The sequence below is a fragment of the Faecalicatena fissicatena genome, from assembly GCF_016900595.1.
GTDB lineage: Bacteria > Bacillota > Clostridia > Lachnospirales > Lachnospiraceae > Claveliimonas > Claveliimonas intestinigallinarum.
The window spans coordinates 82939-102469 of the sequence record NZ_JACLYY010000007.1; the positions used below are offsets into that span (position 1 = coordinate 82939).

The following is a 19531-nucleotide window of genomic DNA, read 5'->3' on the forward strand; positions in this document are numbered from 1 at the left end:
GATAGCACAGGGCCGGTAAGCTTCCGGTTAAGGAAAGGGTAAAGAAACAGTTAACATTTTCAGTTAACATTCCTCCTGTCCCTGGCGCATCTTAAACCCGATCCCCCACACAGCCTCAATGTAGTCACGGTCTGTATCCCGCTTCAGCTTTCTGCGCAGATGGCTGATGTGGATCTTCAGGGAGCCTTCCGTGCAGTCCGGCGTGTCCAGGCTGATGGCATCCAGCAGCCGGGCCTTGGTGATCACCTGGGAAGGGCGGGCCATGAGCTGTTTTAAGATGGCAAACTCCGTGGGCGTCAGGTGCAGCAGCTCCTCCCCCGCCCACACCTTCCAGGCGGCCGTATCCATGCGAAGATCCTCGAACACGAGAATCTGTCCCTGAACGTCTTCCCCGGCCCCGGTACTCTCCGCCTGCCTCAGCTGCACCGCGATCCTGGCCAGCAGCTCCCGAATATCAAAGGGCTTGGTCACATAGTCCGCCGCCCCGCCAAGAAGAAGATCCACCTTGTTCTCCACATCCGCCTTTGCGCTGACAACGATCAAAGGGATCCCCTGGATCCTCTTCAGCACCTCCTCCCCCGCAAGGCCGGGCATCATCAGGTCCAGGAGCACCAGATCCGGATTTGTCTTCTCAAGAAGAAGGAGGGCCTCCGTGCCGGAGTAGGCCCGGGCCACCTGATAGCCCTCGCCCTCCAGCGCCCTCCTGAGCATATCTCCGATATATTCATCATCGTCAATGACCGCGATCAGACTCATAACGCCGCCTCCCCTTCTGCCGGTGTCCTTACCTCGATGAGATGGCCGTCCGGGTCATAGAACCGGAGCAGCTTCTGGCCTCCCGGCAGCTCCCGGAGGCGGTCCGCATACCGGATTTCCTCCCCGTATGCTTTGAGCTTTTCCACAAGCCCTTCCAGATCCCTCTCCTCAAAGTAGAGCTCCGCAGCGTTGTTGTGGGAAATAATCTCCTCTCCCAGGCACGCCTCCCACACCTTTTTGTCCTGGAGCACAAGCCCCTCTGTGAGCATCACATTCTCGTCCCCGTCCAGGGCCACCTCCAGGCCGAACAGCTCCCTGTAAAATTTTTTGGCCTGCTCCAGATCCCGGACAGCTATCAGCACATTTTTCAGTCTCATATGCAGCCTCCTTTTCGTTTTCCCATAGAAAGAGTATACCCCATGTGGTCTGCCGGGACAACCGTTTCCCGCTCTCTCTTTCCATTTGGCCCGTCTGCTCCTCACAGGTCTTTCATCCGCTTCACCAGCCTGCGGTTCAGGGCAAATGCCCCTGCCACAATACACACGCCCAGCACGACGCTCCAGACAGGCATCCGCATGTCAAAGCGGACTCGCAGGATGAGGGAGATGGACAGGTACACGCCTCCCAGCACCTGGAGAAATTCCAGTATCTTTCTCTGGTATTCCTGAAGCTTCACTTTTCTCTTGTATTTTATAAACTTTCCCGCCCCGGAAATCCGTTCAAGATCCTCCATATCGTCATCGGATATGAGCGCGTCCAGACTCACCCCGAACTCCGTGGCAATCTTCTTCGCCGTGATCAGGTCCGGGCATCTGGAGCCGTTCTCCCAGCGGCACACGGTCTGCCTGGACACATACAGCTTATCCGCCATCTGCTGCTGAGTCATCCCCCTCTCCTCCCGAAGCCTTCTGATATTATCTCCCAGCGCCATCATCTGTCATCTCCTCCTTGCCTATCCGGCTGTTTTTGCTGACTCCACTATACAGCATCGGCAGCCCTGTGGACAGCACCGCTCTGGTTTTTCCCTGTTTCCATTCTGGTAACAGCAAAGGCAGGCACGGACTTTGGCCCGTCGCTGTCACAACACACTGTCACAAAAAAAGCTCCCCGGCGTACTGCCGGGGAGCCATATTTACATCTGTGATTATTCCTCGATCTGAGGACCAGCTGCAACCAGCGCTTTTCCAAGCTCGTTGCTCTCGTATTTCTTAAAGTTCTTGACAAATCTCTGTGCCAGGTCTTTTGCCTTTGCATCCCACTCAGAAGCGTCAGCGTATGTGTCGCGGGGATCCAGGATAGCGGGATCTACGCCCGGAAGCTCTGTCGGAACCTCAAAGTTGAAGTAAGGAATCTTCTTTGTGGGCGCTGTCAGAATCGATCCGTCCAGGATAGCGTCGATAATTCCACGCGTATCCTTGATGGAGATACGTTTTCCTGTTCCGTTCCAGCCTGTGTTTACCAGGTAAGCCTTTGCTCCGCTGGCCTTCATTCTCTTTACAAGCTCCTCTGCGTATTTTGTCGGATGCAGCTCCAGGAAAGCCTGGCCGAAGCATGCGGAGAATGTAGGTGTAGGCTCTGTGATACCTCTCTCTGTTCCTGCAAGCTTTGCTGTGAAGCCGGACAGGAAGTAGTACTCTGTCTGCTCAGCTGTCAGGACAGATACCGGAGGAAGCACGCCGAAAGCGTCAGCTGACAGGAAGATCACGTTCTTCGCTGCCGGGGCCGCGGAAACCGGGCGAACAATCTTCTCGATATGATCGATGGGGTAGGAAACACGTGTATTCTCTGTCACGCTCTTGTCTGTAAAGTCAATCTTTCCGTCCGCATCCAGCGTCACGTTCTCAAGAAGAGCGTTGCGCTTGATGGCATTGTAGATATCCGGCTCGGAGTCCTTGTCCAGGTCGATCACCTTTGCGTAGCATCCGCCCTCGAAGTTGAACACGCCGTTGTCGTCCCAGCCGTGCTCGTCATCGCCGATGAGAAGTCTCTTCGGGTCTGTGGAGAGTGTGGTCTTACCTGTTCCGGAAAGTCCGAAGAAGATCGCTGTGTTCTCGCCGTTCATATCTGTGTTTGCAGAGCAGTGCATGGAAGCGATGCCCTTCAGCGGCAGATAGTAGTTCATCATGGAGAACATACCCTTCTTCATCTCTCCGCCGTACCATGTATTCACGATTACCTGCTCGCGGCTTGTGATGTTGAACATAACGGCTGTCTCTGATCTTAAGCCAAGCTCCTCATAGTTCTCAACCTTTGCCTTGGAAGCGTTGTAAACTACGAAGTCGGGCTCAAAGCTCTCCAGCTCCTCTGCTGTGGGGCGAATGAACATATTGGTAACGAAGTGAGCCTGCCATGCCACTTCCATGATGAAACGGATGGCCATGCGAGTGTCCTTGTTAGCGCCGCAGAAAGCATCTACAACGAAAAGTCTCTTGCCTGAAAGCTCGTTCTTTGCGATCTCTTTCACTGCGTCCCATGCTTCCTGGGAAGCCGGGTGGTTGTCGTTCTTATACTCGTCTGAAGTCCACCATACAGTGTCCTTGGAGTTCTCGTCCATAACAATGTATTTGTCTTTAGGAGAACGGCCTGTGTAGATACCAGTCATAACGTTGACTGCACCCAGCTCGCTGACCTGGCCTTTGTCAAAGCCTTCCAGGTTCGGGTTTGTCTCCTCTTCAAAAAGCATTTCATAGGAAGGATTGTGAACAATTTCTGTTGTTCCGGTGATACCGTACTTAGTTAAATCGATATTTGACATGTTACGCTCAACCTCTTTCTTTCTATAGTATATGTTGCCTGTAATCCGGCAATCCCGATATGCCAACATTATACAGGAAACAGTATGAAAAATCAACAATAAAATGTTAAGAGAGTAACAATGACATGAATTTTTCCATTCTTAATCTTTTATTTTTCTGTTTTTTAAGAAAAACAATGCCGCTTTTCCCGATAAAAAATGCAGGATTTCAAATCAAATCCTGCATTTTCCCACTCTTCAGAAGAAGTTTCCTTCTTCCAGGCCACGTCCCATTTTCTTCATTTTTTCCACAAATATGCTCTTCGTCGCCACCACAGGCTCCTCACCTGCGCTTGCGGGATCACTCCGCCCCCAGAGTAAGGGGCACGTTTTTCAGCCGTTTTTGCTGAATAAAAGGGTCTGTCCGCAGTCCCCTGCTCCAGAACCACGCCTCCTATGAAGAGGATTTTTCTGCATCCCGGCTTTCCTGTATATGATGTCCAAAACCCGCCAAATGTCAGACATTTCAGAAATATGTGGTGTTGGCTTTTTTTGTCCGGACTGCAAACCAGATAAGAGCCGCCATAACGAGCACAATGGCCACAAAAACCGGTATGGCAATGGAGGCCACATAGGTGTTGATCAGCTCCAGTACGCCGTAGACCGCAAGGAGAATCCCCACCAGAAGGAGCTGAGCGGAGGTCATCTTAATGTAGGCCTCCACATCTTTGCACCTCTTCGGATCCTCATCCTTTGGAAGCATGATCCCCTTCGGAATCTGACGCCTCCTGACCATCAGCAGATACCCGTATATACAGTAAATGCCTGCGCCGATCCCCACAATGCCAAAAAAACTTCCCATACTGTTCATATCTATCTGTCCTTCCCTGCTTTTCTCAAAAGGCTGCTATCTGATGCCCAGGATCTCCTCCACTGTCTCCTGCATCTTGTCCGCGTCGCACTCCCTATGGTGGCGGATCTTTGCGTTCAGGATCTCCTTTATGGCATTTGGCATCTCTACCCCGGAAATGCGCTCCAGCTCCGGCAGCAGCTCCAGCTCCTCCTTCTGGCTGTACGCCTCTTTGCCGATGGCCGTAAGGACGCTCTTCACAAATTTGTAAGGGCTTGCTGTGGAGGCCACCAGGCATTTCGTCCCGTCACCGCTGTCCGCTTTGTAGGCCTGGCAGACATGGGCAGCCACGGCTGTGTGCGTGTCCATCACGTAGCCTGTCCTCTCATAGATCTCTCGGATCGTCTCAGCTGTCTCCTCCTCTGTGGCATAGCCTGCCACAAAGTCAGAGAGCTGCTCTCTCATCTCCTCTGTGATGGTATATCTGCCCTCTGTCTGAAGCTGTCTCATGAGCTCTGCATCTGCCTTGCCGTCCCGGCCGCAGATCTGGTAGATAAGCCTCTCCAGGTTGCTGGAGATAAGGATGTCCATAGAAGGTGAGGTAGTCAGCATGAATTCCCGGTTCCTGTCGTATGTTCCTGTCTGGAAGAAGTCAAAGAGCACCTTATTCTCGTTTGAGGCGCAGATCAGCTTCCCTACGGGCAGTCCCATGTGCTTTGCGTAGCAGGCAGCCAGGATGTTCCCGAAATTGCCAGTGGGGACAGTGATGTTGATCTTCTCCCCCTCCTCGATCTCTCCATTTTCCAGGAGCTTGCCGTAGGCGTACACATAGTACACAATCTGGGGCACAAGGCGCCCGATATTGATGGAGTTGGCAGAGGAGAACTGGCAGCCCTTCCGGGCAAGCTTTCCTGCCAGCTCCTGATTTCCAAAGAGCTCCTTCACACCGCTCTGGGCATTGTCAAAGTTGCCGTGGATAGCCACCACGTCCACATTGTCCCCCTTCTGGGTCACCATCTGCAGCTCCTGCACGCGGCTCACCCCGCCCTGGGGATAGAATACAATGATGCGGGTCCCCTCCACGTCCGCAAATCCGGCCATGGCGGCTTTCCCCGTATCCCCGGAGGTGGCGGTGAGGATGACGATCTCGCCCTCCACTCCGTTCTTCTTCGCCGCTGTGGTCATCAGGTGGGGCAGAATGGAGAGGGCCATGTCCTTGAAGGCGATGGTGGGGCCGTGGAACAGCTCCAGATAGTAGGTGTCGTCCACCTTCGCGATGGGGGCGATCTCCTCTGTGTCAAACTTGCTGTCGTAGGCCCTGGCGATGCAGGCTTTCAGCTCCTCCTCCGTGTAGTCTGTGAGGAACTCCTTCATCACTGCGTAGGCTGTCTCCTGGTAGGTCATCCCCTTCAGCTCCCCTAAGGACACCGGGAGGGCCGGAATCCTCTCGGGGACAAAGAGTCCGCCGTCGTCCGCAAGCCCTTTTAAGACCGCCTGGGAGGCTGTGGCTGTGATCTTCGGGTTTCTCGTGCTCATGTACTGTAAATTCATGTTCTTCACCTTTCTACCTCTTCCTCTTTTGAGAAAAGGATTGCTCTATGCTTCCTTCCTGCTCCGAAACAGGATAAACAGGACTGCGCTCACTGCCATCAGTATGGGATAATACAGATAGGGCAGGATGTCAAAGGGTGTCAGCGCCGTCAGTGTAGCCGCCGACAGAAGCTGGGCCCCGTAAGGGATCAGCCCCTGCCCCACGGAGGTAAATATATCCAGCAGGGAGGCGGACCGTCTGGGCGAGACGCCGTACTCCTCGCAGATTTCCTTTGCAATGGGCCCCGCCATGACAATGGCCACCGTATTGTTGGCCGTGCAGGCGTCCACAAGGAGAGCCAGCCCTGCGATGCCGAGCTCCGCCCCCTTCTCCCCCTTGATCATCCTGTGGATCCACTGGAGGATAAAATGGATGCCGCCGTACTCCTTCACAAGAGACACAATGCAGGCCACGATAATGGAGATGACCGTAATGTCATACATGCCGATGACGCCGCTGATTTCCTGTCCGCCTATAACTGTGTTCCCGCCGATGGCCAGAAAGATCTGATCCCAGGCGAGACTGCCCGTGGCGATCCCCACCACCACGGAGAGGATGGTGCCGCCGATCAGCACCACGAACACATTGATCCCTATGAGGGCCCCCACAAGAACCAGCACATAGGGCACTACCCTCCATATGTTGAAGGAGAGATCCTCCATTACCATGGCGTTGCCGTCTCTTGTGATAAACAGGAAGATGAGCACTGTGAGGATAGCAGCCGGGAGCACGATGAGAAAGTTCTCCCGGAATTTGTCCTTCATCTCACAGCCCTGTGTCTTTACCGCCGCGATGGTAGTGTCTGAGATCATGGACAGGTTGTCTCCAAACATAGCGCCGCAGACTACAGCGCCGATGCAGATAGCCATGGCAAAGCCGGTCTTCTCGCTGATGCCCACAGCGATGGGCGCCAAGGCAGCGATGGTTCCCATGGAGGTGCCCATGGACACGGAAATAAAGCATCCGATGACGAAAAGTCCGGCCACCGCCACGCCAGGCGGCAGAACGGAGAGCCCCAGGTTTACCGTGCTCTCCACCCCGCCGGCCGCTGTCACAGCGCCGGAAAAGCCTCCTGCGCAGAGGAAGATAAGACTCATGGTGATGATGTTGTCGTCTCCCACTCCCTTTGCGATGATATGGATCTTCTCGTCAAAGCTGACCTTTCTGTTCTGCAGAAATGCCACACACAGGGCGATGAGAAACGCCACGATGGTGGGCATGGAGTAAAAATCCCCCGTCAGCACGCCCGAGCCCAGGAAGATCACAAGGAAAACTCCGATGGGCAGAAGGGCGACTGCTCTTCCTTTCTTTTCCATAACAATAACTGTATCCTTCTATAAATTTTATTTTTTATTGTTGTTTGTATAGTTTACCAGGCCGCCGGCAGCGATGATCTTCTGCATGAACTCCGGGAAGGGCTGTCCCTGGAACTGGGTTCCCTTTGTCCGGTTGTAGATCATTCCGCTGTCAAAGTCCACTTCCACCTGATCGCCGTCCTCGATGTTCTGAGCCGCCTCGGGACATTCGATGATGGGCAGTCCGATGTTGATGGCGTTCCTGTAGAAAATCCTGGCAAAGGTCTCCGCAATGACGCAGCTCACGCCCGCTGTCTTCAGGCAGAGAGGCGCGTGCTCCCTGGAGGAACCGCATCCAAAGTTCTTGTTCGCCACAATCAGGTCGCCGGGCTGTACCTTATTCACAAAATCCGGGTCAATGTCCGCCATGGCGTGACTTGCCAACTCCTGGGGGTCAAATGAATTCAGGTATCTGGCCGGGATGATCACGTCTGTGTCCACGTTGTCTCCGTATTTAAAAACTCTTCCTTCTGCTTTCATTAGTTTTCACCTACTTTCTCTGGATTAGCGATGTAGCCCGCGATGGCGCTTGCCGCCGCTGTCTCCGGCGATGCCAGGTAGATGAGGGAGTCCACGTGTCCCATTCTGCCGACAAAGTTCCGGTTTGTGGTGGAAACGCACTTCTCTCCTGCTGCCAGGACGCCCATGTGTCCGCCCATGCAGGGTCCGCAGCTTGGTGTATTAAAAGCACATCCGGCATCGATAAAGATGTCAACAAGACCTTCGTCAATGCACTGCTTGTAGATCTTCTGGGTGGCCGGGATGACCATGACGCGCACATCCGGGTGCACCTTGTGTCCCTTTAAGACAGCCGCCGCCCTACGCATGTCCTCCATCCGTCCGTTTGTACAGGAACCGATAACCACCTGATCGATCTTGATGGGCTCCATAGCCTCCACCTCATCAATGGTCCTGGCGTTCCCCGGAAGGTGCGGGAATGCCACTGTGGGGCGCACCTTACTGAGGTCGATCTCCACCACGTCCTCGTACACCGCATCCTCATCCGCTGTATAGATCTTATACTCTTTGTCAGAGTGCTCCTTGATGTAAGACTCCGCCAGAGCGTCCACCGGGAAGATGCCGTTCTTTGCGCCCGCCTCGATGGCCATGTTTGCCATGGTAAAGCGGTCGTCCATGGACAGGCTTGCGATGCCGTCCCCTGTGAACTCCATGGATTTATAGAGAGCACCGTCCACGCCGATCCTTCCGATGATATGGATGATAATGTCTTTACCGCTGACATATTTGGACGGCTTTCCGGTCAGCACGAACTTGATGGCGCTTGGCACCTTGAACCAGATCTGTCCTGTGGCCATTCCTGTGGCAATGTCCGTGGTTCCCATTCCTGTAGAAAATGCTCCCAGAGCTCCGTATGTACAGGTGTGGGAGTCCGCGCCGATGATACACTCTCCTGCCACCACGATACCCTTCTCAGGCAGGATGGCATGCTCAATGCCCATCTGTCCCACCTCATAGTAGTGGGTCAGCTCCTGCTCCCTGGCAAATTCCCGCAGAGCCTTTGCGTTCTCCGCGGATTTGATGTCCTTGTTGGGAGTGAAATGGTCCGGTACCAGCACCACCTTGTCCCTGTCATATACTTTATCAGCCATCTGCTTAAATACCGGGATCGCCATAGGACCCGTGATATCATTCGCCATGACTACATCCAGATCCGCCATGATGAGCTGGCCTGCTTCCACATGATCCAGCCCCGCATGAGCGGCCAGTATTTTCTGTGTCATTGTCATACCCATGATCGTATGCCTCCTTCGTTTTCTCTTAACCCTAAATGGTCTTAACCGTTATTTTACCATGATAAAGTGTCAAGCGCAATAATCAATCCTTATCCTCTTTTATGGCTCCTCTTCTGCGGGCGCAGCCGCAGCCTACGCCTTCCGCTCCGTCAGGGGAAGCCGGATCCTGACGGCAAAGCCTCCCCGGGCGCTGTGGCCGACCTCCATGTCCCCGCCGTGTACCTGGGCGATCTGGCGGACAATGAGGAGGCCCAGGCCGTGCCGCTGTCCGGTCACGTTTTCATCACACATCATGTAGTGGGGCGCGTTATTTAACTCCTCCAGCTTCTCCTCCGTGATGCCGGCCCCGTCATCCTCCACAGCGACAGAGCAGGTGGTCTCCTGCCGCTCCACCGTGACATAGATGGAGCAGCCCTCCGGGTTGTGGTTCATGCTGTTCTGAATGAGATTGCCGGCCGCTCTCGCCAGGAGAGCGGCATCCGCATACACAAAGCAGGGCGCCGCATCCTCCCTGGTCAGCCATTCTATGGGATATTTCCCCTCCGCGTCCATGTTCAGGAAGTCCACCACCGTCTTTCGCATGAGAGCTACCAGGCTGACCTGCTCCCTGTCCACGGGCTGCATGTTGTACTCCAGCTTGGAGGCCAGGTTCAGGTCGTTGATGAGATTTTTCATCCGCTGGCTCTGGCGGCAGATGACCTGCGCTTTCCGCCGCTCCTCCTCCGTAAGTCCCGGGCTGTCCGCCAGCTGAGCGGCGTAGCCCATGACCATGGAAAGAGGGGTGCGGATATCGTGGGAGACGCCGGCGATCCAGTTGGCCCGGGCCGTCTCTTTTTTTCGCAGCTCCCGGTTTCTTGTCTGCAGGATCTCCGAGGTCTTGTTCACGCTCTGGGCGATCTCAGACAGAAGCCCCTTCCTGCGGATGTAGGCGGTCCGTCCCCGGGAGAGCTGCTCAATGCCGTCCACAATGGGGCCCACAGACTTCAGAAGCTTCATGTCCGTCACCAGGTAGATGAGGATGATCACAATGATGTCCGCCAGGATGACGGCTGCGGCAAAGGGAATGAGGTCTTTGATAAGCCCCATATCCCAGGCCGGGTACATGTGCTTCCAGAAGGAATCCCTCGGATACCCCGCCACCACCACATCCTCGCCCCGGCTGGCCGGAAAGGTAGGGTAATCCTGCACATAGCCCCTTGTGAGGGAGGCGATGTCCGAGGCTCTGTAGGAGAGGGGCACCTCGGCCGGAAGGTTCTCCGTGTGCCAGACCACCTGTCCGGTGCCGCTCTGGATGAGCATGGCCCATGCTCCCGCCTGCTTCAGGCTCTCCTGCACCTGGGGAGAGAGGGAGTAGCCATCCTCCGTCTCAGAGAGCCCCTCCGCCACCTCCTCCGCCATGGTGTAGGGAGAGCCGTTGCTGCTGTATTTCACAGTAAAAGAAAAAAGGATAACCAGATCCAGCACCGGCAAGAGCAGGCAGACAAGAAACATGCCCACCACCAGCCGGCGCAGAAGCTTCAGCGCATTTTTCATCTATCTTCCCTCCACTGTCAGCTTGTATCCCAGGCCCTTCACTGTGACCAGCGACTCCGGGTGGGAGGGATCCCTCTCTATCTTCTCCCGGATCCTGCGGATATGGGCCATGAGGGAATTCTCGTAGCCAAAGGGATTGTCTCCCCAGGCCGCCTCGCAGAGAGCATCGATGGTTACGATCTTCCCCGCATTCCTGCACAGGGCGGATAGGATCTCAAACTCCTTGGCTGTCAGGGAAATACGCTCTCCCTCTTTCACCACCTCCGCCCGCTGGAAATCAATCTGGCTGCCGGCAAGGCGGACAAGGGGTGTCTCGTTCTTATAGCTTCTCCTCAGGATCACTCCCACCCGCAGGATCAGTTCCCTGGGGAGGAAGGGCTTGACCATGTAATCGTCGGCCCCCAGCCCCAGGCCCCTGAACTTGTCCTCGTCCTCACCCCGGGCCGTGAGGAAGAGCACCGGGTAGTCCCCCATTTTCTTCAGCCTCTCAAACAGGGAAAAGCCGTCCCCGTCAGGCAGCATCACATCCAGGATGGCCAGCTCCGGCTGAAAATCCGCAGCCGCCTCCAGGGCCTCCCTCACGGTCCCGGCCCTCCGGATATGGAGGTATCCTTCCTCTTTTAATATAGAACAAACCATGTCCAGCAGCTCCTCCTCATCGTCCACAAGAAGGATACGCTTGCCCTTCAGATATTCTGTGTCCATAGTTTTCATTTCCTTTCCTGCTCTGTTTTTGATGAAAGTGTATCACAGTGTGGTTATTATACCATGGCCGCACAGCGGCCACGGGCCTCTGGCTGATGCGCAGCGGATTTCTGCGGTTCCGCAGAAACCGCTTTATGCGCAGGTACAATGACCACGATGTGGTCATTATACCATATTTCCACGCTCTCACTCCATCGCTTCCCTCTTTGTAAGGTAAATGTAAGGCAGAGGAAATGTGCCTGTAAGGATGGCCCGGTACAATAGAGCCAGAAAGACAAAGGAGGCACACAAAGCTATGAAACCGATCATCGAGACACATGAACTGACAAAGACTTACGGAAATTTCACAGCCGTCTACCGGCTGAACCTTCATATAAGGAAGGGAACTGTATACGGATTTCTCGGGCCAAACGGGGCCGGAAAGTCCACCACCATGAAAATGTTCCTGGGGCTTGTGCGCCCCACAGTCGGCACATTCACCGTTGACGGGATGTCCTACCCCAGGGACCGGATGGAGATTTTGCGAAAGACCGGCTCCCTCATCGAAGAGCCCTCCTTCTACGGCAATCTGACAGGCCGGGAAAATCTGGACCTGATCCGCCGCATCCTTGGGCTTAAGCCCTCCGCTGTGGAGGACGCCCTGGAGCTGACAGGCCTGACCCGGTTCGGAGATCGCCCGGCAAAGAAATACTCCCTCGGCATGAAGCAGCGGCTGGGCCTTGCGGGAGCCCTCATCGGCCGCCCGCCCCTTCTCATCCTCGACGAGCCCACCAACGGGCTGGATCCGGTGGGCATCCATGAGATACGCACCCTCATCCGGTCCCTGCCCGGGAAGATTGGCTGCACGGTCCTCGTGTCCTCCCACCTCCTGCCGGAGATTGAGCTCATGGCGGACGACGTGGGGATATTAAACCGGGGCCATCTCCTCTTTGAGGGGAGCATGGAAAAGCTGCGGGAGACGGCGGCCATGAAGGGGCTCCCCTCCGACAATCTGGAGGAGACCTTCCTGGCGCTGGTGGATGAAGACAACAGGAAACGGAGGCCTATGTGATGACGATTGGTATCGAACTGAAAAAACTGAAATCCACAGGATTTTTTACATCCTTTTTTGTGGGAGGCCTGGTGGCGGCCCTCGTGCCCATAGCCAACACAGGGTTTCGGACAGAGCTTTTCACCTCCCTGGAGGGCTCGCCCCTGTCCATCCTCCTTAACGCCAACCTGCAGATGGTGACCATGCTGAACCTGATCCTTATCATCTGCGGCGCCTGCCTGATGTACCACACAGAGTACGCGGACCACGCCATCCGCAGGATGCTGACCCTGCCCCTCAGAGGAGAGTCCCTGTTTTTCGGGAAGGCTCTCCTCCTGACTCTGGGATTTTTATTTCTCCTGGCCCTGGAGAGCGCTTCCTACGCCTTCTGCACCATGCACTGGTTTGAGATGACAGGAGATTTTATCCCGGAGCTTTTGAAAAATATGGGATTTGCCGCTCTCCTCACACTGCCCACCCTGCTCTTTATGCTGCTGGTGGCCTCCGCCTGCCAGAGCATGTGGGTGAGCCTTGGCATCGGCGTCATCTTCATGTCCATGGGAACCGTCCTGCCGGAGGGCCCCTTCCTGCTCACGCTGGTTCCCTTTGTCACGCCCTTTAGGGACCTGGCCAGCGCGGGAAGCGACTGGACCGCCTACGCCGCCGCATCGGGTGCGGAGCTTCTGCTCTTTGGCCTGATCGCCTGTATTTTTATCCGCATAAGGAGGTACTCACTATGAATTTATTTACACTTACTGCTGCCGAGGTCAAAAAAATCCGGCGCTCCTTTATCCTTCCCCTTCTCTTTGTTCCCCTGGTGATCCTGTGGATCCCCAATATCATCAACGCGGACATGAGCCTCACACCTGTGATGGCGGGCATCACGCCGGGGAACAATTTTTTCATCCAGAGCTTTATGGGCTTTGCCTGGTTCATCTTTCCCGCCAGCATCATCGTGTGCACAGTCCTTTTGCAGCAGCTGGAACAGAAAAACAAGGGGCTCCTGAAAATGCTGGCGCTGCCCATAAGCCCCAGGCTTCTGTGCCTTGCCAAGTTCCTTGTCCTTGTGCTCCTGGCCCTTGTCCAGGCAGCGGCCATGACGGGGCTCTACTTCCTCTGCGCCCGGATTGCCTCCTCCTACGTGAACGCTGATCTGACGGCTCAGACCGGCATGGTGCTGAAGGTATCGGGAACGCTCTTTCTCTCCTCCCTGCCCATGATGTCTCTGTACTGGCTGATGTCCGTCTGCCTGACCACGCCTGTGTTCTCCATCGGACTGGGGCTGGCCACCATGGTTTCCTCCGTGCTTCTGCTGAACACGAAAATCTGGTTCCTCTACCCGCCCTGCTACCCCTTCTATGTAGTCACATCAAACTACATGAAGCTGTCCACAAACCCGGACAGCACTATCGACCTGGTTCCCTGGATCCCTGCGGCGGCAGCCATATCCATCCTGTGCCTGCTCATCGCCTGTCTGGCCTTCGGACACGGGGAGAGAAAATAAAGGAATAAGGAAAACAAAACCAAGAACGAAAAAGGAGTGATATTACTATGCGTACCCCCAAGACAGACCCGACAAAGGCGGCCATCCTGACCGCCCTCTGCGCCATCATGGTCTTTATCCCATGGACCATCCTTCCCCTCCGCACCCAGCCCTGGGCGCTGGAGATCCCGGCCGCCGGCATAATCATAGCATGCTATGCGATTTTCATGATATTTTCCGGTATTTTTACTCTTGTATGTTACACAAAATACCAGGTACAGAACACACTGATGAAAATCTGTGTGGTCATCAATCTCATCTACGCCATCTTCGGGGTAGTGGCCCTGGGGATGATGGCAGCAACGGCGGCGTGACAGCGGCGTGACAAAGTCGGCCGGAGCTGTCCGGCAGGTAAGACCCTTTCATCTTTTATATAAGAAGCTCAGGCAGTCCGGTGGCTGCCTGCGCTTCTTATACACAGTTCCCTGTCATTGCTTTATATCGCTACTTTACTTCGACTATTTTACTTCGCTGAGCCTCTCCTTCAATTCGAATATCTTTTGCTCAATGCTTTTTATCACCTCGACAAACACTTCATCGGTATTCCCAGTGGGGTCCTCAAGCCCCCAGTCCTCCCTGTGTTTGCAGGGCAAATACGGACAATTCACGTTGCATCCCATTGTGACCACGACATCAACCGGAGGGATGTCCGACAGAAGCTTACTCCGCTGGGTCTTCTCCATGTCAATCCCATAGAGCTGTTTCATGATGCGCACAGCATCCTGGTTGATCTTAGGTTTTGTCTCAGTCCCTGCGGAATAGCTCTCAAATACATCCGAAGCATAATATTTTCCGAGAGCCTCGGCAATCTGGCTTCGGCAGGAATTATGCACACAGATAAATGCTACTTTTGTCATCGCAAAGTCTCTCCTTTAATTCAATTGTTTTGCCTCTGTCGGCGTCTCATGATTGGCAGCCTTTCTTTCGAAGCCGCAGCTCAATCTTTTGCTCAGCAGCTATCCTTTTCAGTACCTCTGCAGCGTGCCGGCTTTTCTCCTTATCCGACAGTTCATCCAGGTCTGCCTCTTCTTTAATCTGCGACAGAAATTCCCCCCAGAATTTACGGCCTTTTTTCTATGATGTAGGACTGCAGGCTTTTTTGGCAGCCATTCTTCTCATAAAATCCTTCCACCCCCGGTTGAGCTCCAAAAAACAGCATGCTGGGAGTGTTCTCCCGGGCCAGCTCAAGAAGCCTGCTGCCTATCCCCTTTTTCTGATACTTAGGAAGTACGAGCAGCTCTGTGATCGTCCCGAAAAAGTAGCCATCTGTGAGAATGCGCAGGCAGCCGATAAGCTTTCCATCATCGTAAGCTGTGATATTCAGCGTCCTGGACAGAGCCTGCCGCGTGCGTTCCATATCATAATCTCCCTGCCAGACCTGATTTACAAAGTCCAGGAAAACGGAAGCCGTGAGCTTCCTGTCGTCTACTACGTATTCCATCTGTCTCCTCCGTTATATGTCATTCTTTTGCGAAAACTGTACTAGAGCCAAACAAGCCAAACCTATCCCCAACATACTGACTGCACTGCGGGTTTCAAGTTCGTTTATAAATGACAGAACAACAACTGCAATACCCATTGCCAACGCGATGCCCTTCAGTGCAATATTAACAATTTCAGAGCCCTTATGGTTGTCGTCTGTATTCTCTTTCATCTCTTCCTTTACCTGCATGAGTTCGTCAATAGACACATTGAAAATTTCGGCGAGTTTGGGGAGCGAATTTACATCCGGAAAAGATAAATCTCGTTCCCATTTTGATACAGCTTTATCTGTAACGCCCATTTTCTCAGCCAGTTCAAGCTGGGTCATACCTTGCTCTTTACGGAAGGCTGCAATCATAGATCCAAAAGTTTGTTTTTTCATTGTGTTTACACTCCTTTGATTTGATGACTGCATAATATCATTTCCTCCATTCTATACTCAACCAACTGCTGGTTTAGTTCTCTCGTCCGATAGTTTATAGACAGTTTAGCAGCCAGCATTGATAAATCAGGGTATCCTTTTACTATCTAACGTACAATATCCCCTCCGTAAATTCCAATTTTCCGTCCAACACCATAGACTTTGCTATACTTCTCTTATGGGAAAATACAGATAGCCCTTTCCTGTTGCCGGGTCAGTATAGTCGTGAACTGCTCCGACCAGAGAAATACCCTCCTCCTTCATCTGTCCGAGGGTTTCCTCAAACGCTCCACTATGGTTTTCAACAACTATATACTCATAACCCGGTATTGTCCACTTGGTCCATCCATCAGGAGCCTCCGCATGGTCCACGCATTCCACTCCTGCCAGATACAAGCCCTTGCTAAATCTATCCTCCCACGGTTTAAATGAGCGGGAAATATCAGACATAGCGCCCCATATTCCCACAATCCCCCCGTTCGAGTCCCTCTTTGCCAGATGTGCCACTTCGCTAAAATGACCATTTGCATCATCCCACAATTTCTGGATAAATCCATCGCCGTCCGATGTTGATCCCTCTTTCCCAATGACAGCAAATTCTTCCTTTATCACCTTGACCATTCTTACCCTCCCTCAAATCACAATTCATCTTTTTGTATAGATTAAGTCCGTCATACCATTATACGATCGTGTTTTGAGCAGCCTCAGCTTGATTTCACGGTCAGTCTTTTCAAAAAGCCGAATACCTGAACCCAGAATTGTTGGGATAACAGTAATATGATAGCAATCAACCATATCTTCTCTGACCAACTGCTGGATCAGGTTTGCCCCGCCACATATCCAAATGCCTTTTCCGCCTTCTTCTCTCAGTTTTTTGAGCAGCAGGACGGGATTTTCATTGGTAAAATGGATTTTATCAGAAGATGCTTTGGGGCTGTGCGTCACAACATAGGTTGTAAGGTCGTTATAAACCCACTCTTTTGGCGAAAGCTCCGTAACGATCTGATGATAGGTATTCCAGCCCATTATTACCGTATCGATATCTTTCACAAATTCAGAATATGTGTCAACATTCTCATCCTCATTGCCCTGTCCGGCCAGCCAGTCAACGCTGCCCTTACTGTCTGCGATATATCCGTCAAGGCTCATCGCTATGAACAAACTGATTTTTTTCATAAGCTCTCCTATCGCGTCACAGATGGAAAATTATCTGTGGATATACATTCTTGTCACACTGCATCCGTCCTCATCCCGAACCATGCAAAAAAATTCCCAGCCATATCTCTCATAGAAGGTTGTATGGTCTGTGATCAGATAAAGCGGGGCTATCCCCTTAGACTTCATATCCTTTACAACTATGTCAAGTAAGCGCCCTGCAATTCCCTGACAGCGGTACTCCTTCTCCGTATACACCGCACACACATTGGGCGCAAGGTCTTTCCTGTCGTGAAAATCATTTTCAATGACTCCAAGACCGCCCACAATATGTCCGCCATCCAGGCAGAGATACCAGCCATATTCGGTTTCATGATCAAGATAGGCTTCCATGTGCATCCAATTTCCCTTTACTTTACAAAAACCAGTTCATGGGATTTAACAATTCCAGGAAAAAGCTCAGGAAAGTATCCCAAAACTTTTCTTTGGCATATGTTTTCCCTTTTCTCACACAAAAAAGCGCCCGCACAAATGAAATCAGCATAATGACCGGAATATATATGATCAATACCAAAATAATGACCAGGAACACTTTCATAGAATTTTCACCTGCTTTTCCATCACATCATATCCCCAAAAATCTCCAGTACAACCCTGGCAGGATGAAAGGACAAACAGCCAGCTTATCTTATTTTTATATATCGTCACTGTACCGGTGACATTTTACTCCACCGAAGCTTTCTGGTTTCTGATTTTTTTAATGTTGTAGTTCATCAGGTGCCTTCCCAGATTTCTATATAGAAAGGCCTTGAAAGCCGACATTTCCTGATGATGCTCTTTCAGCAAGTCATCCGGGCAGTCATAGATCCCGAAATCCTGATTGATCCCCTCGCTTTGAATGTAAGTATTATTTCGATTGAAATCAATCACCGGATTGTGAAAATCCTTTACCGCAACGCCATATCCGCAAAAAGCGCCCCGGCAGCCGGCGTTTATCTCCTGCAGCCGGGAAAGATACTGTTGATCCAGGATAAACGCCTCAAGCTCGTACCAAACACCCTCCAGGTAAACCTCCACCCAGCTGTGAAAAATATTTTCAGGTGCATTTTTGTATACGATACCAGTCATTGCGCCTCTTTGCAGTTTTTTATCGATCGTGAACCCATGTACCCGGCAGGGAACCCCCACGCCGCGCAGCAGCGCCATAAAAAGGGTTCCTTTTGTATTGCACTGCCCATATCCATCAGACAAAACTCTCGACGCCGGAATACTGTCATCCACGTTGTATCCAAATAAAATTTCATCGCGGACAAAATCATATATCTTCCTGATACGATGATACGCATCCGCATTTTCCCATTGTCTGTCACTTATCAACCTCTGTATGTTTGCAGCCAAAAAGTTTAACATAGGAGTTTCTCTCAGGTATTGCTCCATAGACTTTACTTCCCTTTACAAAGACTCACACTGCTCCCAACCCGGAGCTACCCCTCTTCCGCGTCAGAAAAATCCCGGCTGCTGCCCCCGCAAGGACAAACGGCGCCAGTCTGACAAACAGCCACTCAAACGCATGAAAAACCACTCCGGCAACACTCAGTTCCGGGTCACTGTAATCCCAGCCCAGGTATGGACTGTTTAGCGCGGCCAGGGCAGCAAAGATGAGCACGATGACCGCGCACAGGCCAAGAAGCAGTCCCCGGAGTATTTTTCGCGCCGCATCCTTCCTCCGGGCGAGCTGCAAATTGATCGTCTCCAGCTTTTCGCAGATTGCCTTTAAATCGTCGGCCTCCGGCCTGGCAACCGTTTCTCCAAGCAAAGTGCTCACTGGAGTTTCCAGCACTTCCGATATGGAGATCAGCATGTCGGCATCTGGAACAGACAACCCATTTTCCCACTTGGAAATGGTCTGGCGCACCACGTTCAGCCTGACGGCAAGCTCTTCCTGGGAAAGCCCCTTCGACTTTCTGATGATTTTTATGTTTTCATTCAGCATCTGGATAACCTTCTTTCTTTTTTGTTGTTATCGTTATTGTATGAAAAACCGGCCGTTGCCGCAAGCAACACGCGCTAACATGCCCCGTCTATCCTCCTGACTGTATTGGCCGTTCTGATCGTCAGTCTTCCGGCAATGCCAGAGCTTGCCGTTTTTGACCACCAGTTTGTCTTTTGGTAATCCTTTCGGACAAAGGACCAGAAGACGGCGTTTTTGTAATCCATGACCCGCTCCAAGCCTTCTTTTGGCTCCCCAATCTCACGGAGCACATCCGTAAATGTAAGCGGCGGCAGTATAAAAATGAGGTTATCATAGATGTCTTGATTTTCATCGCCCCACCAGTCAGGTGCATGCTGCAGAATATCCTCCAGCTCCTCACCGGAAATAACAAATACCGGGACATTTACCCCAAACTCATCTTGCACCATCTCTTCAATCTGCCCTGCCAGCCTGCCCGTATCGCCCTCCTTACAGGAGAAAACCACGTTCCCACTGTTCAGGTATGTCTTCACTCCTCCAACCCCCAGCTTTTCAAAGCCCTTCTTCAGATCTGCCATTGGGATCTTGTTTTTACCGCTTACGTTGATACCGCGCAGAAATGCGGCAAATCTTTTCTCGTCTTCCATAAG

General features: G+C 52.7%; 24 protein-coding genes. 4 read left to right on the plus strand and 20 right to left on the minus strand.

Features of this window, described 5'->3' with window-relative positions:
• Nucleotides 1–63 precede the first annotated feature (63 nt).
• The 11 genes from H7U36_RS08705 to H7U36_RS08755 form a co-directional block, all read right to left on the minus strand.
• Entirely contained in the window at nt 64–756 is a 693-nt protein-coding gene (locus H7U36_RS08705) for a response regulator transcription factor (RefSeq protein ID WP_205156027.1), read from the minus strand.
• Nucleotides 753–1133, minus strand: a complete 381-nt coding sequence (locus H7U36_RS08710) for a VOC family protein (protein ID WP_205156028.1) — start codon at nt 1131–1133, stop codon at nt 753–755. Before H7U36_RS08710 ends, H7U36_RS08705 begins: the two co-directional genes overlap by 4 nt.
• A gap of 101 nt (nt 1134–1234) precedes the next feature.
• Nucleotides 1235–1690: a type II toxin-antitoxin system RelB family anti-toxin gene (locus H7U36_RS08715; protein WP_242842855.1), complete on the minus strand. Its 456-nt coding sequence runs from the start codon at nt 1688–1690 to the stop codon at nt 1235–1237.
• 210 nt (nt 1691–1900) lie between these two features.
• Nucleotides 1901–3511, minus strand: coding sequence for a phosphoenolpyruvate carboxykinase (ATP) (gene pckA / locus H7U36_RS08720; protein ID WP_033126365.1), 1611 nt, complete (start codon nt 3509–3511; stop codon nt 1901–1903).
• 505 nt (nt 3512–4016) lie between these two features.
• A complete protein-coding gene (locus tag H7U36_RS08725) occupies nt 4017–4352 on the minus strand; it encodes a hypothetical protein (protein ID WP_191493779.1) in 336 nt (111 codons plus the stop codon).
• 45 nt (nt 4353–4397) lie between these two features.
• Entirely contained in the window at nt 4398–5891 is a 1494-nt protein-coding gene (gene thrC, locus H7U36_RS08730; protein ID WP_205156029.1) for a threonine synthase, read from the minus strand.
• 45 nt (nt 5892–5936) lie between these two features.
• Complete coding sequence (locus H7U36_RS08735) at nt 5937–7247, minus strand: Na+/H+ antiporter NhaC family protein (RefSeq protein WP_033126367.1); 1311 nt, start codon at nt 7245–7247, stop codon at nt 5937–5939.
• Nucleotides 7248–7274: 27 nt separating this feature from the next.
• Nucleotides 7275–7766: a 3-isopropylmalate dehydratase small subunit gene (leuD, locus tag H7U36_RS08740; protein ID WP_033126368.1), complete on the minus strand. Its 492-nt coding sequence runs from the start codon at nt 7764–7766 to the stop codon at nt 7275–7277.
• Nucleotides 7766–9040, minus strand: a complete 1275-nt coding sequence (leuC, locus tag H7U36_RS08745) for a 3-isopropylmalate dehydratase large subunit (RefSeq protein ID WP_033126369.1) — start codon at nt 9038–9040, stop codon at nt 7766–7768. Before leuC ends, leuD begins: the two co-directional genes overlap by 1 nt.
• A 132-nt stretch (nt 9041–9172) precedes the next feature.
• On the minus strand, nt 9173–10573 hold the full coding sequence (locus H7U36_RS08750) for a sensor histidine kinase (protein WP_033126370.1): 1401 nt from the start codon (nt 10571–10573) through the stop codon (nt 9173–9175).
• Nucleotides 10574–11278, minus strand: coding sequence for a response regulator transcription factor (locus tag H7U36_RS08755; protein ID WP_033126371.1), 705 nt, complete (start codon nt 11276–11278; stop codon nt 10574–10576).
• A 295-nt stretch (nt 11279–11573) separates the two neighbouring features.
• Here H7U36_RS08755 and H7U36_RS08760 point away from each other — a divergent pair, with 295 nt between their 5' ends.
• Genes H7U36_RS08760 through H7U36_RS08775 form a run of 4 tightly spaced genes read left to right on the plus strand, consistent with a single transcriptional unit; the run spans nt 11574 to nt 14165 of the window.
• Nucleotides 11574–12329, plus strand: a complete 756-nt coding sequence (locus tag H7U36_RS08760; RefSeq protein WP_138303104.1) for an ABC transporter ATP-binding protein — start codon at nt 11574–11576, stop codon at nt 12327–12329.
• Complete coding sequence (locus H7U36_RS08765) at nt 12329–13048, plus strand: ABC transporter permease (protein ID WP_138303105.1); 720 nt, start codon at nt 12329–12331, stop codon at nt 13046–13048. The genes H7U36_RS08760 and H7U36_RS08765 overlap by 1 nt, the downstream gene beginning before the upstream one ends.
• Nucleotides 13045–13812 carry an ABC transporter permease gene (locus H7U36_RS08770; RefSeq protein WP_138303106.1) on the plus strand — a complete coding sequence of 256 codons (768 nt, stop codon included), beginning with the start codon at nt 13045–13047 and terminating at the stop codon, nt 13810–13812. The genes H7U36_RS08765 and H7U36_RS08770 overlap by 4 nt, the downstream gene beginning before the upstream one ends.
• A gap of 47 nt (nt 13813–13859) precedes the next feature.
• Nucleotides 13860–14165 carry a hypothetical protein gene (locus tag H7U36_RS08775; RefSeq protein ID WP_138303107.1) on the plus strand — a complete coding sequence of 102 codons (306 nt, stop codon included), beginning with the start codon at nt 13860–13862 and terminating at the stop codon, nt 14163–14165.
• Between the two features lie 144 nt (nt 14166–14309).
• Here H7U36_RS08775 and H7U36_RS08780 read toward each other — a convergent pair whose 3' ends face one another.
• The 9 genes from H7U36_RS08780 to H7U36_RS08820 form a co-directional block, all read right to left on the minus strand.
• Nucleotides 14310–14708 (minus strand): arsenate reductase ArsC, encoded by a 399-nt coding sequence (locus H7U36_RS08780; RefSeq protein ID WP_138303108.1) that lies wholly within the window; start codon nt 14706–14708, stop codon nt 14310–14312.
• A 203-nt stretch (nt 14709–14911) separates the two neighbouring features.
• Nucleotides 14912–15292: a GNAT family N-acetyltransferase gene (locus H7U36_RS08785; protein WP_191493988.1), complete on the minus strand. Its 381-nt coding sequence runs from the start codon at nt 15290–15292 to the stop codon at nt 14912–14914.
• Between the two features lie 12 nt (nt 15293–15304).
• Nucleotides 15305–15715: a type II toxin-antitoxin system RelB family anti-toxin gene (locus tag H7U36_RS08790; RefSeq protein ID WP_191493987.1), complete on the minus strand. Its 411-nt coding sequence runs from the start codon at nt 15713–15715 to the stop codon at nt 15305–15307.
• A gap of 204 nt (nt 15716–15919) precedes the next feature.
• Nucleotides 15920–16375, minus strand: coding sequence for a GyrI-like domain-containing protein (locus tag H7U36_RS08795; protein ID WP_033126377.1), 456 nt, complete (start codon nt 16373–16375; stop codon nt 15920–15922).
• 24 nt (nt 16376–16399) lie between these two features.
• On the minus strand, nt 16400–16930 hold the full coding sequence (locus tag H7U36_RS08800) for a dihydrofolate reductase family protein (protein ID WP_191493863.1): 531 nt from the start codon (nt 16928–16930) through the stop codon (nt 16400–16402).
• Between the two features lie 30 nt (nt 16931–16960).
• Nucleotides 16961–17302, minus strand: coding sequence for a GNAT family N-acetyltransferase (locus H7U36_RS08805; protein ID WP_330637072.1), 342 nt, complete (start codon nt 17300–17302; stop codon nt 16961–16963).
• Nucleotides 17303–17632: 330 nt separating this feature from the next.
• A complete protein-coding gene (locus tag H7U36_RS08810) occupies nt 17633–18346 on the minus strand; it encodes a transglutaminase-like domain-containing protein (protein ID WP_138303112.1) in 714 nt (237 codons plus the stop codon).
• Between the two features lie 25 nt (nt 18347–18371).
• Nucleotides 18372–18902 carry a helix-turn-helix domain-containing protein gene (locus tag H7U36_RS08815; protein ID WP_138303113.1) on the minus strand — a complete coding sequence of 177 codons (531 nt, stop codon included), beginning with the start codon at nt 18900–18902 and terminating at the stop codon, nt 18372–18374.
• A 74-nt stretch (nt 18903–18976) separates the two neighbouring features.
• Nucleotides 18977–19528, minus strand: a complete 552-nt coding sequence (locus H7U36_RS08820; protein ID WP_138303114.1) for a DUF1697 domain-containing protein — start codon at nt 19526–19528, stop codon at nt 18977–18979.
• Nucleotides 19529–19531: the final 3 nt, after the last annotated feature.

What these genes read in the sequence shown, in the direction of transcription:
- H7U36_RS08705 (WP_205156027.1), bottom strand. Translation starts at nt 756, where the DNA reads ATGAGTCTGATCGCGGTCATTGACGATGATGAATATATCGGAGATATG.
- H7U36_RS08710 (WP_205156028.1), bottom strand. Translation starts at nt 1,133, where the DNA reads ATGAGACTGAAAAATGTGCTGATAGCTGTCCGGGATCTGGAGCAGGCC.
- H7U36_RS08715 (WP_242842855.1), bottom strand. Translation starts at nt 1,690, where the DNA reads ATGATGGCGCTGGGAGATAATATCAGAAGGCTTCGGGAGGAGAGGGGG.
- pckA (WP_033126365.1), bottom strand. Translation starts at nt 3,511, where the DNA reads ATGTCAAATATCGATTTAACTAAGTACGGTATCACCGGAACAACAGAA.
- H7U36_RS08725 (WP_191493779.1), bottom strand. Translation starts at nt 4,352, where the DNA reads ATGGGAAGTTTTTTTGGCATTGTGGGGATCGGCGCAGGCATTTACTGT.
- thrC (WP_205156029.1), bottom strand. Translation starts at nt 5,891, where the DNA reads ATGAATTTACAGTACATGAGCACGAGAAACCCGAAGATCACAGCCACA.
- H7U36_RS08735 (WP_033126367.1), bottom strand. Translation starts at nt 7,247, where the DNA reads ATGGAAAAGAAAGGAAGAGCAGTCGCCCTTCTGCCCATCGGAGTTTTC.
- leuD (WP_033126368.1), bottom strand. Translation starts at nt 7,766, where the DNA reads ATGAAAGCAGAAGGAAGAGTTTTTAAATACGGAGACAACGTGGACACA.
- leuC (WP_033126369.1), bottom strand. Translation starts at nt 9,040, where the DNA reads ATGGGTATGACAATGACACAGAAAATACTGGCCGCTCATGCGGGGCTG.
- H7U36_RS08750 (WP_033126370.1), bottom strand. Translation starts at nt 10,573, where the DNA reads ATGAAAAATGCGCTGAAGCTTCTGCGCCGGCTGGTGGTGGGCATGTTT.
- H7U36_RS08755 (WP_033126371.1), bottom strand. Translation starts at nt 11,278, where the DNA reads ATGGACACAGAATATCTGAAGGGCAAGCGTATCCTTCTTGTGGACGAT.
- H7U36_RS08760 (WP_138303104.1), top strand. Translation starts at nt 11,574, where the DNA reads ATGAAACCGATCATCGAGACACATGAACTGACAAAGACTTACGGAAAT.
- H7U36_RS08765 (WP_138303105.1), top strand. Translation starts at nt 12,329, where the DNA reads ATGACGATTGGTATCGAACTGAAAAAACTGAAATCCACAGGATTTTTT.
- H7U36_RS08770 (WP_138303106.1), top strand. Translation starts at nt 13,045, where the DNA reads ATGAATTTATTTACACTTACTGCTGCCGAGGTCAAAAAAATCCGGCGC.
- H7U36_RS08775 (WP_138303107.1), top strand. Translation starts at nt 13,860, where the DNA reads ATGCGTACCCCCAAGACAGACCCGACAAAGGCGGCCATCCTGACCGCC.
- H7U36_RS08780 (WP_138303108.1), bottom strand. Translation starts at nt 14,708, where the DNA reads ATGACAAAAGTAGCATTTATCTGTGTGCATAATTCCTGCCGAAGCCAG.
- H7U36_RS08785 (WP_191493988.1), bottom strand. Translation starts at nt 15,292, where the DNA reads ATGGAATACGTAGTAGACGACAGGAAGCTCACGGCTTCCGTTTTCCTG.
- H7U36_RS08790 (WP_191493987.1), bottom strand. Translation starts at nt 15,715, where the DNA reads ATGAAAAAACAAACTTTTGGATCTATGATTGCAGCCTTCCGTAAAGAG.
- H7U36_RS08795 (WP_033126377.1), bottom strand. Translation starts at nt 16,375, where the DNA reads ATGGTCAAGGTGATAAAGGAAGAATTTGCTGTCATTGGGAAAGAGGGA.
- H7U36_RS08800 (WP_191493863.1), bottom strand. Translation starts at nt 16,930, where the DNA reads ATGAAAAAAATCAGTTTGTTCATAGCGATGAGCCTTGACGGATATATC.
- H7U36_RS08805 (WP_330637072.1), bottom strand. Translation starts at nt 17,302, where the DNA reads ATGGAAGCCTATCTTGATCATGAAACCGAATATGGCTGGTATCTCTGC.
- H7U36_RS08810 (WP_138303112.1), bottom strand. Translation starts at nt 18,346, where the DNA reads ATGGAGCAATACCTGAGAGAAACTCCTATGTTAAACTTTTTGGCTGCA.
- H7U36_RS08815 (WP_138303113.1), bottom strand. Translation starts at nt 18,902, where the DNA reads ATGCTGAATGAAAACATAAAAATCATCAGAAAGTCGAAGGGGCTTTCC.
- H7U36_RS08820 (WP_138303114.1), bottom strand. Translation starts at nt 19,528, where the DNA reads ATGGAAGACGAGAAAAGATTTGCCGCATTTCTGCGCGGTATCAACGTA.